This is a genomic window from Vibrio chemaguriensis (assembly GCF_012275705.1).
Classification (GTDB): Bacteria; Pseudomonadota; Gammaproteobacteria; order Enterobacterales; family Vibrionaceae; genus Vibrio; species Vibrio diabolicus.
Genome location: NZ_SHOE01000030.1, coordinates 14,218 through 30,697, shown reverse-complemented (window position 1 = coordinate 30,697; position 16,480 = coordinate 14,218). Strand labels below are relative to the sequence as shown.

The window sequence follows — 16,480 nt, the reverse complement described above, 5'->3', positions numbered from 1 at the left end:
TTATCTCTCTTCTAGCATTTTTACGATCTGGTTGGCTACCACTTTTGCACTCTGATCGTCAGTGCGAACAGTGTAATCCGCTACTTCTTCATACAGAGGATTACGTTCTTCAGCTAATTGCTCCAATACTTCGCGAGGGTTGTCCGTTTGAAGTAGAGGACGCTTCTTGTCACGGTTTGTGCGCGCAAGTTGCTTTTCAATCGTCGTTTCTAAGTAAACAACAACACCACGTGCCGAAAGACGATTACGGTTTTCTTTGCTCTTAACAGAGCCACCGCCAGTCGCAAGCACGATGCCTTGCTCTTGTGTTAGGTCTTCAAGTACCGCTTCTTCACGCTTGCGGAAGCCTTCTTCACCTTCTACATCAAAAACCCAAGAGATGTCTGCACCAGTGCGTTCTTCGATCACTGTATCGGAGTCAACAAACTCCATATGCAGTTGCTGTGCTAGATGTCTACCAATTGTACTTTTGCCGGCGCCCATTGGGCCAACAAGGAAAATATTACGTTTCTCAGCCATGTTTAGCAGTAATTTACAACATTGATTCAATAAGATCGCCACAAGAAAACACAGCTAAATCGCTGTTCTACAAGGCTTGTGGCACCAGTTCCTCACAGATAATTCGTGATAAGACCCGAAATTATCCAAGCATGGTGCCACTATTGCAACTTTATTTTTGATTTAATCAGTTTTTCACGAGGTAGAACTACTGAATCACCACCTTAGGGGTGACGAAAATTAACAGCTCACTTTTGCCAACATTTTCATAACTTCGACGGAAAAGCGCACCTAATAGTGGCAGATCGCCTAACAAAGGCACTTTGTCCACCGAGTTAGTAATGCTGTGCTGGAAAATACCACCAAGAACGACGGTTTCACCGTTATTTACTAACACTTGCGTCCCGATACGCTGAGTATCAATCGCAACGGCTTCACCAGTGCCTGTTTTCACGACTTGTCCAGGTCTATCTTGCGTAACGCTTAAGTCCAACACAAGACGGTTATCCGGTGTAATTTGTGGCGTCACCTTCAAACTCAATACTGCTTTTTTGAACGTTACCGTCGTAGCACCACTTGATGAGGACTCTAAATAAGGTATCTCGGTACCCTGCTCAATATAGGCAGGCTTCTTATTGGTAGTGATCAAACGTGGGCTTGAGATAATCTCAGCTTTGGACTCTTGTTGCAGCGCAGAAAGCTCGAGGTCTAACAAGGTGTCTGAGCCTAATTTTGCAACCTGAAAAGCAATGCTGGTCGCGTTTGGACTGGTTGCAGCTAAGTTTACGTTTAGGAAGTCATCGATACCTACTCCATCACCGTCACCACCGTCTTCTCCTTCACCACCACCGTTATATAAACCGATCGTGGCAAGGTTGTTTTCTATAGAGCCTCCAACCGTGTTATTGCCATTAATAGAGGTAAAGCCCCAGCGAATTCCCAACTCGTCCATGTTGCCTTCATTAATGGTCACAATACGCGCTTCAATTTGAACCTGCTTCACCGGGATATCCAAAGATTCAATAATTTCTCGAATCACTTCAATGTTTTCAGGTAGCTCACGAATCAATAACGAGTTAGTCCGCTCATCAATGGTCATACTGCCTCGCTCAGACAACATACTGATGTTCCCCTCTCCGTTGATCATCTCTGCAATGTCTGAAGCTTTGGCGAAGTTTACCTTGATGATTTCAGACGAAAGCTCTCCCATCGTTTGTTCTAGCTGCTGCTTTTCGAGTTGCTGTTTTTCGCGCAGATCAAGCTCATCTGTTGGAGCAACCAGAATCACGTTGCCATCAACACGCTTATCTAACCCCTTAACTTGCAAAATAATATCCAACACTTGCTGCCACGGAACACCATCAAGACGAAGTGTGAGGTTACCTTCTACGGAGTCTGAGACAACCAAGTTGAACTGGTTGTAGTCAGCAATCAGCTGTAACACGTTACGTACAGGAATATCTTGGAAGTTAATTGAAATGAGCTTGCCTTCTTTTTCTAGAATGCTTTTATCCGGGGCTTTCTCATTGGGTTTGATCTTAGCCACTTTGATTTCCAAGAATCGCCCCGTTAAACGGTAATCATGCGTATATTCTTCATTAATGTGCGCAACCAAGCGCGTAGTTGAGGTATCGCGAAACACCTCTACACTTTCAACCACAGTCGAGAAATCTTTTACGTCTAGGAGATACAGTTGCTCGTCTTTTACCGAAGTATTAAGCAAATCGATACTTAACCCTTCCTGTACGCGTTTGACATCAACAATCGCGGCAGGTGACGCCAGTTCAACGACAATAACGGCGTCTTTATCTTTATTAGTGCGAAAATCGATACTCTTTAAGGCATTAGACGATACTTCTTCTGCTGCCACTAAAGGGGCTAAAAATACAAACAACCATAAGGAGAAGAGCCCAGTTAGTATCCTTGGTGTACGTGTTAATCCTTGTCTCATTTTCATTACTCAATATCAAAAATAAATGGGGCTATCTCAAAGCCAACTTAACTTTACGCTTCTGCCAACACCCTAAGCCGTCGGGCAACGTTTCATTAATTAACAAATAGGAATGGCTGACATGGGTCACTTTGCCATTGTTGCGTCCGAGGTATTGCCCCGGCTTCACTTTATAAACGGTGCCGTTGGGTGCCTGAACGAGACCAGAAACCGTATTACCCATGCCCATAACTCCTTTCAAACGTAATTGGCTTAGTGGGAATTTTTCTAATTTGCCAGTGCGCCTTCTTGAAGGCGGTTGCCAGCAATCTTTTCTTGCAACGGGCTGAGTGGCGATCGTGGCTTCTTTTGGTAACTCAAAGGGCGCACGCTGTACTTCAGGTGCGTACGTGACGGCAACATACTTATCTGCAGGCTTAAGTTTCTCGACATCTCGACGCGCCTGACTCTCCACCCCTCGAATAAAATCCGTTAATGACTCATCATTCGCCTGACATCCAAGTAGCAGAGACCCCATCAGTACCAGTAACAAGTGCTTACTTGTCATTGTTCGTCTCCTCTGGCTTAAACTGATAGGTATTGGCTCGTACCCTAAAGTGCAGAGTTTCACTTTCTTGGCTGACACGCTGCCAAGTCACATCTTTAAACGTGATGATTCGAGGTAGCGTTGCTATCGCCTGAGAAAAATGTCCGATGTCATGAAAATCTCCCGTTAACTCAATGTTTAAAGGAAGACGATAGAGGAAATGCTCTGATTGCTTCTCACCCCAGTCGATACGGGTAAAGGTCAACTTATTGTCGATACCGAGTTCATTCACCGAAGCGAGCATCGTAGCCAACTCTTTTTGCGCGGGCAGTTGTTGTAGCAATAACTCGTAACGCGTGGTGAGTTCATCCAATTGAGATTGAAGCTGAGGCAATGCAGCTACTTTGTTCGCTTTGATCTTCAGTGCTACCTTGAGCGTCTGCTCCTGCTGGACCAAGTTATTCAATTGCTCTTCTTTTGGCTTAAGGTAAAACCAATAGCCAAAACCTTGAATGAGGAAAATCAGCAGCGCGATAACCACAAGCTGAGGCAACAATGGCCACTCTGCCATTTCATCTATTTCGAGATCCTGCCAATCAACCATGCTGGGCCTCCACTTTCTTCTCCGGCACTTTGAACATGAAAGACACTTTGAACGTTTGGAACTCTTTTCCAAAACGCGCTTTTCCGTGAACGATGGAGTGCATTTCTACATCATTCAACTTGGCCGAACGCTCCATGTTGTCCAGCATCGTGGCAAGTTTTGGAGTGCTATCAGAGATCCCCGAGATCTCAATTTCCAGATCATTCATTTTGATCTTGTCGACATATACACCTTCAGGAATGACGGCTGGCATCAAGTTCATAAACTCGGTCGTTTTGTTTCGACCGTTTTGTAACCCTTCAACCACTTTTAAACGTTCGAGGATTTTGCTGTGCTCTTGCTCGGCGATTTTCATTGCTTCAATACGCTGGTCGAGCTCAGCAATGTAGTGAGTAAGGTAATCAAGCCGCTCCTGCTGCTGATCTTGTTGGTACTCAAAAAACTTTCCAATACCCCATTGAATACCAATGGCGACCAACATGCCTAACGCGACCAAGCTAATGAAACGACGTCGGTGCTCTTCTCTTTGGTTCTCTCGCCAAGGAAGTAAATTAATGCGATAAAGCACGCGCACCTCCTAGCCAATGAATGCCACGAATCGCGAGTCCTGCGGCTGTAGAGAAATGCTGCCAATCCGCGGCACGACGTTTACGTTTGGACACCTTCATCTCAAATAGCCCTAGCGGGTTTAGCAATTCACACTCTAGTGACAGTTGCTGAGATAACTCTTCCGCGAGCATTGGTGTCGAAGCTCCTTCCCCTGATAACCAGATACCTTTGATATTTTGCGAGCCATTAATTGAAGTGTAGAGCTGCATCTGACGTTTCACCCGTTCCACAATTTGGCGATTAAACAGCTCTGTTTTCTCCTGAGCATCATCGGACATCAAATCATCTTGAACAGGGCTGTTTGCTCCGCGTGTGCCGCAAGCAAACTCTTTGTGAAACAGCTCACCTTGTTCGGTAAACATGGTAAAGGAGCTCGATGAGGTGCCAATATCGAGTAAGCAGTACTTATTTTTGTCAGGAAAGCGATCGGCAGTGAGCTTCCAGATATGACCAAGACTTTGTGAATGCACGTCCACTAAAACGGGTTTTAGTCCGGATTTTTGTAATGCATCCACGCGACTATCGACCACATCTTTTCTTGTCGCAAACACTTGATAGTTATCAGTCCCACGCAACCCATCTTCTGCACGAAGACGGACGAAGTCTAAACTCAGCTCTTCGACAGGGAATGGCGATTGATGAGAAAATGCCTGAATCACAGCAAACTCAACCTCGCTATCTTCAAGGTTTTGTTCTATTTGCAATTTTTTACTGATCACCGAATTATCAGGCACTGAAATTGCGACCTTTTTAGCACCAAAAGGCAGTTCTTTTTTAATCAGCTTTAGGGTCTTTACAATTTCTTGATGATTTATAGTGTTATTTTCAGCGACAATACCTTCCTTTAGTAATATTTCTTTGTAACCCAACAGAGCGTAATTGTTGCCTGTGGGTTTAAGTACTACGGCTTTGAGGCTGTTATGGCCTATATCGATGCCGGTAACGATTAGCTTATCCATCTCTTACTCTCGCTCCGAAATTTCTTCGTGCAAAGGTTGTTATTAGCACCCAAATAAGAGTTAATATCTCTATGTGCTAAATTTTTGACCTAAGAGTACAAGGGTTTGCCGTTACACAGCCTCAACCAATCAGGGATTCTCCGGTGAAGTTCATAAAGCGTTTATTATTTTTAACATTGATTTGCATAATTCTTGGAGTCACCACAATATTTGGCTTCTATCAGTACGTGAAGCCTGAATTGCCAGATGTTGCAACTCTAAAAGACGTTGAATTACAAACACCTATGCAGGTGTTTAGTCAAGACGGGAAGCTGATCGCACAGTTCGGTGAAAAGCGTCGTATTCCTGTTACTTATGATGAAATTCCTCAAGACTTAATTCATGCGCTGATCGCAACCGAAGATAGCCGTTTTTACGAACACCCAGGTATCGATCCTATCGGCATCACTCGTGCAGCCGTTGTAGTTGCGATTTCAGGTTCAGCTAAGCAGGGCGCAAGTACCATTACGCAACAGCTAGCGCGTAACTTCTTCTTATCTAATGAGAAGAAGATCATGCGTAAGATTAAAGAGATTTTCATTGCTATCCACATTGAGCAGCTTCTGAGTAAGCAAGAAATAATGGAACTTTATGTCAATAAAATCTTCCTTGGTTACCGCTCATATGGTTTTGGTGCGGCCGCTCAAGTTTACTTTGGTAAGAGCCTTAATGAATTGACGTTAAGCGAACTTGCGACACTCGCAGGGATGCCAAAAGCGCCATCAACGATGAACCCAATTTACTCTCTTGAGCGTGCGACAAAACGCCGTAACGTCGTGTTAATGCGAATGCTTGATGAAAAATACATCACGCAAGAACAGTATGACGATGCACGCAACGAACCTATCGTGGCGCGTTACCACAGTGCTGAAATTGAACTTTCCGCTCCTTATGTGGCGGAACTAGCTCGTGCATGGGCCGTGAAAGAGTATGGTGAAGAAGAAGCCTATACCTCTGGCTTGAATATCTACATGACGGTGGACTCTAAACTGCAAGATGCCGCGAATACATCCGTGGTAAATAATCTGCTGTCATACGATGAACGTCACGGCTACCGCGGTGCGGAGAAAGTGCTTTGGAAAGAAGGTGAAACCGCTTGGAACAGCGAGCAAATAGAAAAGCACCTTAAGAAGCAACCAACTTATGGTGACCTTTACCCTGCCGTCGTGACAAAAGTCGATGATAAAACTGCGCAAGTTTGGGTTAAAAACCATGAAGAGCAGACCATTCCTTGGACTGGAATGCATTGGGCACGTAAATACATAACCGAAAACCGCCAAGGCTCAACGCCAAAATCAGCGCATGATGTTCTAGCGACGGGTCAACAAGTTTGGGTTCGCGAAGTGAGCGAAGCCAATGAAGATGACAACACGACACAAAGCTGGAAACTGAGCCAAGTGCCAACAGCGAACACCGCGTTTGTCGCGATGAACCCGGAAAATGGTGCGATATTATCGTTAGTGGGTGGTTTTAACTTTGTTCATAGTAAGTTTAACCGTGCCACTATGTCAGTGCGTCAGGTTGGCTCAAGTATCAAACCATTTATCTACTCAGCAGCAATTGACAAGGGACTTACCTTAGCCACTCTGATCAACGATGCGCCGATTAACAAATGGGACGCAGGTTCTGGTTCGGCTTGGCGACCTAAAAACTCACCACCAACCTATGGCGGTCCAACTCGCCTTCGTCTCGGCTTAGCTCAGTCAAAGAACGTGATGGCAGTGCGTACGCTGCGTGAAGTAGGCCTTGATGAAACACGTCAGTACCTTACTCGTTTTGGCTTTGATATTAACCAAGTACCACGTTCAGAGACCATCGCGCTCGGAGCTGGCAGCTTAACACCAATGAAAGTGGCACAAGGCTACTCTGTATTTGCGAACGGAGGTTATTACGTCGAACCGTTCTACGTAGAACGCGTGGAAGATGCATTCGGTGAAGTGCTGTTTAAAGCGAATCCAAAAAGCGTTTGTCATAAGGATTGCCCACAAATGAGCGATGAGCCAGACAATCGCTATGCCGATGAGTTTGGCGAACAAGACGTCGCGATTGATGGTTTGGCAACAGACAACGCACTGGAAAATGATGAACCTCAATATGCTCCACAAGTTATCTCTGAGCAAAACGCATTCTTGATGCGTGAGATGATGTACAGCAACATTTGGGGTGGTGGTAACTGGCGTGAAGGTACGGGGTGGAACGGTACTGGCTGGCGTGCACAAAAACTGGGGCGTCGTGATATCGGTGGTAAAACGGGTACAACGAATGACTCCAAAGATGCTTGGTACAACGGCTATGGTCCTGGTGTTGTTGCCATTGCTTGGGTTGGTTTTGATGATCACTCACGCGCCCTTGGTCGCACAACGGTTAATAGTAACCTAGGCAAAGGCCAAATTTCCGGTGCCGAATCGGGTGCGAAAACCGCAGAACCCGCTTGGATTGACTTTATGCGCGTTGCACTAGAAGAAACACCTGAGCAAGGTAAAAATATTCCAGATAACATCATTCGTGTTCGTATTGATCGCAACACTGGCATGCTAACGCACAAAGTAGACAGCACATCGATGTTCGAATACTTTGAAAAAGGCACTGAGCCTACCGAATACGCTGGAGACCGTTTGGAAGACAGTATTTATTCTTCCGGCTCTGGCGCAGAAGAGCTGTTCTAAATCACTAAAGCAAAAGGGAGAGCATTCGCTCTCCCTTTTTTATGTCGGCTTTTACGCCGCGGCGTTCAATGAAGGATAAGAAGCCAATACTTCTTTAATCTTCGCCGCCAAAGCTTCAAACCTTGCACGCAGTGGTGAGCCCGGGCGATATACAAGGACTATATTGCGCGAAGGCGTAGGGTTAACGGCTGGTACATAGCACACGCCATCTTTTTGCTTCTCATTGGGGATAGAAAGCTGAGGCAATAACGTAATCCCAGCACCAGCAGCGACCATATTCCGCAGTGTCTCCAAACTGGTTGCCTTAAAGCGTTCATCGTCTTTCGCTCCGGCAGCAAAACAGAAACCTAACGCTTGATCACGCAGACAGTGACCGTCTCCTAGCGCTAAAACGGTTTTACCATTCAACTCCAACATATCAACATGGTCGAGAGAGGCCCACTCATGATCACATGGCACCGCAACGCTTAACGGCTCGTTATACACTTCGATTTCTTTAAAAGGTGCCGTTTCATCAACCGAAGCCAAGACTAAGCAGTCCAATTTACCTTCTTCTAATTGACGCACCAACTGATGTGTTTGAGCTTCGTGCAGGAACAGCTCCAGTTCAGGAAATGCTTCTTTTATCTGCGGCAGAATTTTGGGTAGTAGATACGGACCTACCGTCGGGATGAAACCGATATGCATAGGCCCAGTCATTGCTCCGCTCTGACCACTCGCCATATCTTTAAAAGTTTTCACTTCACTTAAGATACGCTTAGCTTGCTCCACCAACTGCAACCCTGAATCGGTAAACAAAACGCGACGGCTGCTTCGCTCTAAAAGCGTGGTACCGAGTTCATCCTCTAGCTTACGAATTTGTCCACTCAATGTTGGTTGGCTAACAAAACATGCTTCTGCCGCTTTGCGAAAGTGCTTATGTTCCGCAAGTGCAACTAAGTACTCAAAATCTCGAATATTCATAACTCACAATTCGCTTCTTTTAACAATAGCTAATACCTATCAAAACCATAACACCAAACGATTAGAGCTATCAAAGGAATTTTTACAATAATGGGCTCAACAGAACGAAACAGAGCAAAGAAAAACGCTAAGCTCTATACGCATAATTTAAAATAGTTAAAGGAAATCATTATGTTTGTATCTAAAGAAGGTCAAAAAGTCCCTCAAGTTACTTTTCCAGTTCGTCAAGGTGACTCTTGGATGAATGTAACGACTGATGAGCTATTTAAAGGTAAGACCGTTATCGTATTTAGCTTACCAGGTGCATTTACTCCAACCTGTTCATCAAGCCATCTACCTCGTTACAACGAGTTGTTCCCTGTATTTAAAGAGCACGGAGTGGATGAGATTATTTGTGTCTCAGTCAATGATACGTTCGTGATGAATGCATGGAAACAAGACCAAGAAGCAGAAAACATCACCTTCATTCCTGACGGTAATGGTGAGTTCACCGATGGCATGGGCATGTTAGTGGATAAAAACGACATCGGCTTTGGTAAACGCTCATGGCGTTACAGCATGCTAGTAAAAGATGGCGTAGTAGAAAAAATGTTCATTGAGCCAAACGAACCAGGCGACCCATTCAAGGTGTCAGACGCAGATACGATGCTGAATTACATAGCGCCTGACTACAAAACGCAAGAATCCATCACGGTGTTCACTAAACCAGGCTGCCCTTTCTGTATGAAAGCGAAACAAAACCTGATTGACCACGGTCTTCAATATGAAGAAGTGATTCTGGGTAAAGACGCAACGACAGTTAGTCTACGAGCTATATCTGGTCGCACGACTGTTCCACAAGTCTTTATCGGTGGCAAGCACATCGGCGGTAGCGAAGAGCTAGAAGCGTATCTAGGCTAAGCTGTCCATAGCCTACACCCTCGGTCTCCGGTGCCTTTGGCTCGGAGGCCAACCCTAACTCACTTCTTCTACCAGTCTAGATAAGTAGTCGTCTACCGATAAGGTGACTCCTTATACAGATTCAACGACCCAATTCACTCTCCAAGCTCAATGTAGCTAGCTTGGCTTAAAAACAAAAAGCGAGAGTTCACGATGAAACAAGTTAATGTCGACGTAGCGATTATTGGTGGTGGTACTGCTGGTCTTGGCGCTTATCGAGCAGCAAAAGCTCATACTAATAGCGTAGTAATGATTGAAGGCGGCCCTTACGGAACAACCTGTGCTCGCGTCGGTTGCATGCCCTCTAAGCTGTTGATTGCGGCCGCAGAAAGTGCCCACCAAATCGAAAAAGCGCCTGGATTTGGGATCCATCCGCAAGGTGAAATACGCATTAACGGACAAGAAGTTATGGATCGTGTAAAGCGCGAACGCGATCGTTTTGTTGGCTTTGTGCTTGAAAGTGTCGATGATATTCCCGCTGAAGACAAACTATCGGGCTACGCGAAGTTTGCCGATGACCACACTCTCATCATAGATGATCATACTCAGGTCACCGCAAAACGGATTGTGATCGCGACGGGCTCTCGTCCTGCTTATCCAGCAGCTTGGAATGAGTTGGGTGACCGTCTCGTAATTAATGATGATGTCTTTGATTGGGATGATTTGCCTGAGTCCGTTGCGGTATTTGGCCCTGGAGTGATCGGTCTTGAACTCGGTCAAGCATTGCACCGCCTAGGGGTGAAAGTGAAGCTCTTTGGTCTTGGTGGTCAAGTTGGTCCACTGACAGATCCAGAAGTGATGGCTTATGCAGATAAAACTTTTAAAGAAGAGTTCTATCTTGATGCCGATGTAAAAGTAGAAAGCATGAAGCGCATACCATCATCGAATGCAGCAGGCGCAGATAAAGTTGAAATCAAATTCATTAACCACGACGGTGAATTAGAAACCTTTATTGTTGATTACGTTTTAGCAGCCACTGGACGACGTCCAAACGTAGATAAGCTAGCGATCGAGAACACCAATGTGGCATTAGATGAACGCGGTGTACCAACCGCAGATCACTACACATTGCAAACCTCCGTAGAGAGTATTTTTATTGCGGGTGATGCAAGTAACCAAGTTCCACTGCTGCACGAAGCCGCTGACCAAGGTCGCATTGCTGGTGATAATGCTGCTCGCTTCCCGGATATTCGTGCAGGTCTGCGTCGTTCGCCAATTTCAGCTGTATTCTCCGATCCGCAAATAGCTATGGTCGGTGAAACTTTCAAACAACTGGAAACTCGCTTAGGAAGCTGTGGTTGTTTTGTTACTGGCGAAGTCTCGTTTGAGAATCAAGGACGTTCACGTGTCATGCTACGAAACAAAGGGATGTTACATGTCTATGGCGAGCAAGGTACTGGACGCTTTTTAGGTGCAGAGATGATGGGGCCGAACGCAGAACACCTCGCGCATCTTTTGGCTTGGGCACACCAAAATAGAATGACGGTTTCTGAGATGCTAGATATGCCCTTCTACCATCCAGTGATCGAAGAGGGTGTCCGCACCGCTCTACGTGATTTGAATGCAAAACTACACTTAGGGCCAGAAATGGTGAAACATTGCCTTGACTGTGGGCCTGGTTGCTAACGCTTTCATACTCAATCGAGCCAGTCTTTACATACCAAACAAAACAGAAAGCCTCGTGATTAACGAGGCTTTCTGTTGACTACTTTGAGGCGATTACATAAGTACTACACTGCCATCATTGCGTAACGACTTACCATGATGATCGCGACTACACCGATCGTAAAAAAGCCACCAGCGATACTCAGCGCAAATTTCAATTCTGTCGACATGATTATTTTTCCTATTAAAGACTGACAGCGCACCATACATCAATCACGTGCCACATAAGCTCTACAAAGCTAACTTTCCATTTTTGGTTGTGTTCCTGCACTCTAAGCTGCGACAAAAAACGCTTTCTCTCTTTGTGTTGGGTATATAATCTGAAGCAACACTGATGCCTTGGAAAACACTATGACTTGTCGCCGTTGCGAGGAACATTGGTTTTGGAAAAAGCTTGGGCGTTGCCAACGATGCTTGGATCAGTTAACGGTGCTTTCGGTACTGTGCTGGATTGTGTGGTGGTTTGCGTTCAAAGATGATCCACAAAGCATCGAGTCGATCGCTTTGATCTTTGCTGGTTTCGCTTTCAATATTTTATTGTTTTTGCACTTATGGATGCGTTTTGTCATCTTGCCGTGGCAACGTCGGCGAGGACGAAAAGAGACGGATAAAAAAGAGTAAAGTGGCAGATAGAAAAAAGCCCCAAAACCAATATCAGCTCTGGGGCTCTCTTAGATTCTTCTAAGAAAAAGCAGTGGTACTTTAATAGACCGAGCTTCCTCTCAAAGGTTCCAAATTTTTTCGATTTTTTTAGCAAATACTGATGTAAGTGAATCAGAAAATAACTATGTCATTGAATGCTAATAAAATCACTCCGAAATTTCAGCTCATGCCACATGCGATTTTTGGATCACTTGCTCCATTAAATTGATCTCTAGCGCCACTTCATCACACGCGTGCTGACGTGGACACTGATCGCAATCTTTCAAGACTTTTTCCGGCAACAGCGACTTCGATGTTGGTAAGAAGCTCTGCTTCATAAAGAACTCTGGCGTTCGAGTGAGGACAAAGACCTTCTTTATCGCCATTTGACGTGCTTTCTCAACCAAGTGATTTACGATTGCACTGCCCTGCCCTTGGCCTTGCCAGCCCGCTTCGATACCAAGAGAGCGTATTTCAGCCAACCCTGAGTCATACACATATAGAGAAGCGCAACCTGTCACTTCACCATGATGCTCAGCCACCGCGAAGGAGCCTATATCTCTCACGAGCTCATTTCGAGAGCGGGGTAGATTCTCACCGAGGTTCGCCCAATAAGCCACCATGCCCTCTAGTGTTTCAATGTCCGTCAAACGTGCAGGACGCACTTTCACTGCCGAGCTGTCACGCTGGCTCAGACGTTTATCCGCTTGCTCTACCGCATAAGCGACTTGGTGAGGCGAAACGCCACCCAGCGCACAACGTTTTTCCAAACAAGACTCTATTGTCAGAATGTCATACACATCATCTTCAATCACCTCAGAGAAGGCTTTTAGCTCTTGCAGAGACAATTCTTCCAGCGCGCAGCCTTTGTCAATTGCCCCTACCACCGCTACGCCCACAATATGGTGCGCCTCACGGAATGGGATGCCTTTCGCCACTAAGTAATCAGCTAACTCCGTCGCGTTCGCATACCCTTGCTTCGCAGCTTCAAGCGTACGCTCACCATTCACTTTAATGCCATCAAAACACAGCGCTGCCATTTCCATGCAATCATTCCATGTGTCTAACGCATCAAACAACCCTTCTTTATCTTCTTGCATGTCTTTGTTGTACGCCAATGGTAGGGCTTTCACTGTCATCATCATGCTCGATAATGCGCCATAGACACGCCCTGTCTTACCACGGATCAACTCAAGTGCATCCGGATTTTTCTTCTGTGGCATTAATGACGAACCAGACGTCACCGTATCCGCTAACTCAATAAAGTTAGACTCCCCTGAGTTGTAGAAGATCATATCTTCTGCAAGACGAGAAAGGTGCAACATAGAAATCGAGGCCACCGACATCAGTTCCATCACATGATCACGATCCGAAACCGAATCGAGTGAATTACGCGTAGCGCGGTGGAAACCAAGGTTATGAGCTAATTGTTCACGATCAATCGGATAAGCCGTGCCAGCTAAAGCACCCGAGCCAAGTGGACAAGTGTCGAGACGCTGTAAGGCATCATTCAGACGAGAGTAGTCACGCTCGAACATTTCAACATAAGCCAAACACCAGTGAGCAAAGGTGACAGGTTGAGCGCGCTGAAGATGAGTATAGCCAGGCAATACAGTACCTTGGTGCTGCTTAGCAACATGAACCATTTGTGCTTGCAGACGATCTAAAGCAATCAACAGTTGCTGGCCTTGCTGACGACACCAAAGTTTTAGGTCTGTCGCTACTTGGTCATTACGAGAACGCCCAGTGTGGAGTTTTTTACCTAAATCTCCCACTTTACTAATCAGCTGCTGTTCAACCCAAGAGTGGATATCTTCTGCATCTGAGCGAAGAATTTGATGAGGATCTTCCATCACTTCTAACTTCAGCTCGTTTAAAGCAAGTTCCAGCTTTTGCTGTTCTTCTGCAGATAGAACATCTACAGAAAGCAGAGCTTTAGACCATGCGATTGAACCTACGATGTCTTGCTCAGCCAATCGGTAGTCAAAACGCAACGAATCGTTAAACTCTTTAAATCTAGTGTCTGCCGCTTGGGTAAATCTTCCGCCCCATAATGCCATTGCGTTTCTCCTGATGACTATTGCTTACTCTAACGTTCTCGAATGAGTAGTAACCAATTTGATGGTCATTTGCTCACTTTTTCTTATGGGTCAACGTTACGGCAATTTCGACAAAAAATAAAGTATAAATTCAATATTTTTACATATATATTCAAACGGAATGCATTTGCATCTTTGTGCTCGTAGACGTAAGCCAACAAAAAAGACCTGCTATCCAATAGCAGGTCTTTACTCAATCCGAGATGTGGAGAGATTATTTCTTCTGGCTGTTCAACGCACGGATACGGCTTGATAGCGAGTAAAGACGGATGAAACCACCCGCATGGCTTTGGTCGTAAACCTCATCTTCACCAAAAGTCGCGAACTCTTCTGAGTACAAGCTGTTGTCAGAACGTTTTTGCGTTACCGTGGCTTGGCCTTTGTAGAGCTTAACAACCACTTCGCCATTCACGTCTTGCGCTAACTCTTCAGAAGCGGCAAGGATCGACTTACATAGCGGCGTAAACCAACGGCCATCGTATACAAGGTGAGACGCTTTTAGACCCAGCTCTTCACGGAATTCGAATGATGATTTGTCTAGCACTAGCTGTTCAACGGCACGCAGCGCTTCCATCATGATGGTGCCTCCCGGTGTTTCGTAGCAGCCACGAGATTTCATTCCTACTAGACGGTTTTCAACGATATCGATACGACCAACACCGTGCTTCGCACCTTTTTCGTTTAGATACACCAACGCGTTGTATGGTGTCATCGCTTCACCATCAACTTCGACCACTTCACCTTTTTCTACTTTCAGCGTGACGTATTCCGCTTCGTTTGGTGCTTGCTCTGGGTCTACAGTCCATACCCAGCAATCTTCGTTTGGTGCGTTCCACGTATCTTCTAGGACGCCACCTTCAGTGGAAATATGCCATGCATTTGCATCACGTGAGTAGATCTTAGTAAGAGACGCTGAACAAGGAATGTTACGCTCAGCTAGGTAATCTAAACATTCTTCACGGCTCACTAGGTCCCATTCACGCCAAGGGGCAATCACCTGTAGATCTGGTGCTAGTGCTGCGAATGCGCCTTCGAAACGAACTTGGTCATTACCTTTACCTGTACAGCCGTGACACAATGCGTCCGCGCCCACTTTACGTGCGACTTCAACCTGTGCTTTAGCAATAATTGGACGCGCCATTGATGTTCCCAGCAGGTACTTACCTTCGTAGTACGCGCCGGTTTTTAGCGTTGGGTAAATGTAATCCGCCACCATCTCTTCTTTCAGATCAGCGATGTAACACTCAGAAGCACCTGAGGCTTTTGCTTTCTCTTCAATACCTTCTAGCTCTTCTGCGCCTTGACCAACATCGGCAACGAAAGCAACGACTTCACAATCGTAGTTCTCTTTTAGCCACGGGATAATTACTGAGGTATCTAGACCGCCTGAGTATGCGACTACCACTTTATTTACGTTCACTTTGCTCATCTTTATTCTCCAAACTTAACTGGCGCTGCGCTCGGCGGTCAGTGCCAACTACTACTTCCTAATATTGAATTCTTTTGCTGATGCTTATTGAGGCAAAAATTGCGTTCCAATACTTTCACCAGCGAATAGCTGTACTAATTTTTCTGGGTAACGCCAGGTCGCGACTTCGATAGGACGACCAAGATCATTGGCCGCCTCCAAAGCAGCTTTAACTTTGACGATCATGCCGTCTGTGATCACCTGCCCTTTGATCAATGCATCGGCTTCTTGCTCAGATAGCGTTTTGATCAAATGCCCTTTGCCATCGAGTACGCCACTCACATCTGACAACAGGACTAATTCAGCATCGAGAGCACCTGCCACCGCGACTGCGGCTTGGTCAGCATTCACATTCATCATCTGGCCATCTGTGGTTAAGCCAATTGAACTGATGATCGGCAATGCACCTGTGTTTAGTACCTCTTGTAATAGCGTTGAATCACCCGGTGATGCTTTACCTACCGCGCCGAGTTCTGGGTCAAGTTCTTCAACAAGACACAAACCACCATCCGCAAGGCTAAGACCCACAGCGTTAAGACCGTCCGCAATCGCTTGACCTTGAAGCAACTTATTTGCGGTACCTGCAAGCGCACCTGCAATCACCGGAATTTGATCGTAAGGCGTTACGCGTAAACCGTTTTTCTTTACGGTTTCAAGCTGAAGCTTTGCCATCAACTCATCAACTAGGTAGCCACCGCCATGAACGATGGCGATTTGTCGCTGTGCCGATTTTTGGTAAGCCGCAATGGCACCAAACAGTTGGCTTAAGGTTTGAGTGCAAGATAGAGCAGCACCGCCTAGCTTAATGACTAAAGGAGCTTGATTGGTTTGCGTCATCGCATTTCCCTCTTT

Annotated in this window: 14 protein-coding genes; 4 read left to right on the top strand and 10 right to left on the bottom strand. The window is 45.8% G+C overall.

Annotated elements, in window-relative coordinates; genetic code table 11:
• From aroK to pilM, 6 genes are all read right to left on the bottom strand, one after another.
• Positions 1-519, bottom strand: coding sequence for a shikimate kinase AroK (aroK, locus tag EX191_RS20205; protein WP_005381319.1), 519 nt, complete (start codon positions 517-519; stop codon positions 1-3).
• Positions 520-706: 187 nt separating this feature from the next.
• Positions 707-2,455, bottom strand: a complete 1,749-nt coding sequence (locus tag EX191_RS20200) for a type IV pilus secretin PilQ (protein ID WP_006742777.1) — start codon at positions 2,453-2,455, stop codon at positions 707-709.
• Between the two features lie 25 nt (positions 2,456-2,480).
• Positions 2,481-2,996: a pilus assembly protein PilP gene (locus EX191_RS20195; RefSeq protein WP_005395715.1), complete on the bottom strand. Its 516-nt coding sequence runs from the start codon at positions 2,994-2,996 to the stop codon at positions 2,481-2,483.
• Entirely contained in the window at positions 2,986-3,579 is a 594-nt protein-coding gene (locus EX191_RS20190; protein WP_012841351.1) for a type IV pilus inner membrane component PilO, read from the bottom strand. The genes EX191_RS20195 and EX191_RS20190 overlap by 11 nt, the downstream gene beginning before the upstream one ends.
• On the bottom strand, positions 3,572-4,147 hold the full coding sequence (locus tag EX191_RS20185; RefSeq protein ID WP_046874634.1) for a PilN domain-containing protein: 576 nt from the start codon (positions 4,145-4,147) through the stop codon (positions 3,572-3,574). The genes EX191_RS20190 and EX191_RS20185 overlap by 8 nt, the downstream gene beginning before the upstream one ends.
• Positions 4,131-5,147 (bottom strand): type IV pilus biogenesis protein PilM, encoded by a 1,017-nt coding sequence (gene pilM, locus EX191_RS20180; RefSeq protein WP_005395718.1) that lies wholly within the window; start codon positions 5,145-5,147, stop codon positions 4,131-4,133. The genes EX191_RS20185 and pilM overlap by 17 nt, the downstream gene beginning before the upstream one ends.
• Before the next feature lie 143 nt (positions 5,148-5,290).
• Between pilM and EX191_RS20175 the strand changes: the two genes are divergently transcribed.
• Positions 5,291-7,852 carry a PBP1A family penicillin-binding protein gene (locus EX191_RS20175; RefSeq protein WP_193448361.1) on the top strand — a complete coding sequence of 854 codons (2,562 nt, stop codon included), beginning with the start codon at positions 5,291-5,293 and terminating at the stop codon, positions 7,850-7,852.
• 51 nt (positions 7,853-7,903) lie between these two features.
• Here EX191_RS20175 and oxyR read toward each other — a convergent pair whose 3' ends face one another.
• Positions 7,904-8,815 (bottom strand): DNA-binding transcriptional regulator OxyR, encoded by a 912-nt coding sequence (oxyR, locus tag EX191_RS20170; RefSeq protein ID WP_005395720.1) that lies wholly within the window; start codon positions 8,813-8,815, stop codon positions 7,904-7,906.
• A 171-nt stretch (positions 8,816-8,986) separates the two neighbouring features.
• Here oxyR and EX191_RS20165 point away from each other — a divergent pair, with 171 nt between their 5' ends.
• The 3 genes from EX191_RS20165 (at position 8,987) to EX191_RS20155 (ending at position 12,040) form a co-directional block, all read left to right on the top strand.
• A complete protein-coding gene (locus tag EX191_RS20165; RefSeq protein ID WP_193448360.1) occupies positions 8,987-9,715 on the top strand; it encodes a redoxin family protein in 729 nt (242 codons plus the stop codon).
• 192 nt (positions 9,716-9,907) lie between these two features.
• Positions 9,908-11,380 carry a dihydrolipoyl dehydrogenase gene (locus EX191_RS20160; protein WP_193448359.1) on the top strand — a complete coding sequence of 491 codons (1,473 nt, stop codon included), beginning with the start codon at positions 9,908-9,910 and terminating at the stop codon, positions 11,378-11,380.
• 390 nt (positions 11,381-11,770) lie between these two features.
• Positions 11,771-12,040, top strand: a complete 270-nt coding sequence (locus tag EX191_RS20155) for a DUF3624 domain-containing protein (protein ID WP_012841349.1) — start codon at positions 11,771-11,773, stop codon at positions 12,038-12,040.
• A gap of 206 nt (positions 12,041-12,246) precedes the next feature.
• Here the strand turns inward: EX191_RS20155 and argH are convergent, their stop codons facing one another.
• From argH to argB, 3 genes are all read right to left on the bottom strand, one after another.
• Positions 12,247-14,121, bottom strand: a complete 1,875-nt coding sequence (gene argH / locus EX191_RS20150) for an argininosuccinate lyase (RefSeq protein WP_104971008.1) — start codon at positions 14,119-14,121, stop codon at positions 12,247-12,249.
• A gap of 253 nt (positions 14,122-14,374) precedes the next feature.
• Positions 14,375-15,589, bottom strand: coding sequence for an argininosuccinate synthase (locus tag EX191_RS20145; protein WP_065645889.1), 1,215 nt, complete (start codon positions 15,587-15,589; stop codon positions 14,375-14,377).
• An 84-nt stretch (positions 15,590-15,673) separates the two neighbouring features.
• Positions 15,674-16,465, bottom strand: a complete 792-nt coding sequence (gene argB, locus EX191_RS20140; protein WP_012841348.1) for an acetylglutamate kinase — start codon at positions 16,463-16,465, stop codon at positions 15,674-15,676.
• Between the last annotated feature and the right edge of the window lie 15 nt (positions 16,466-16,480).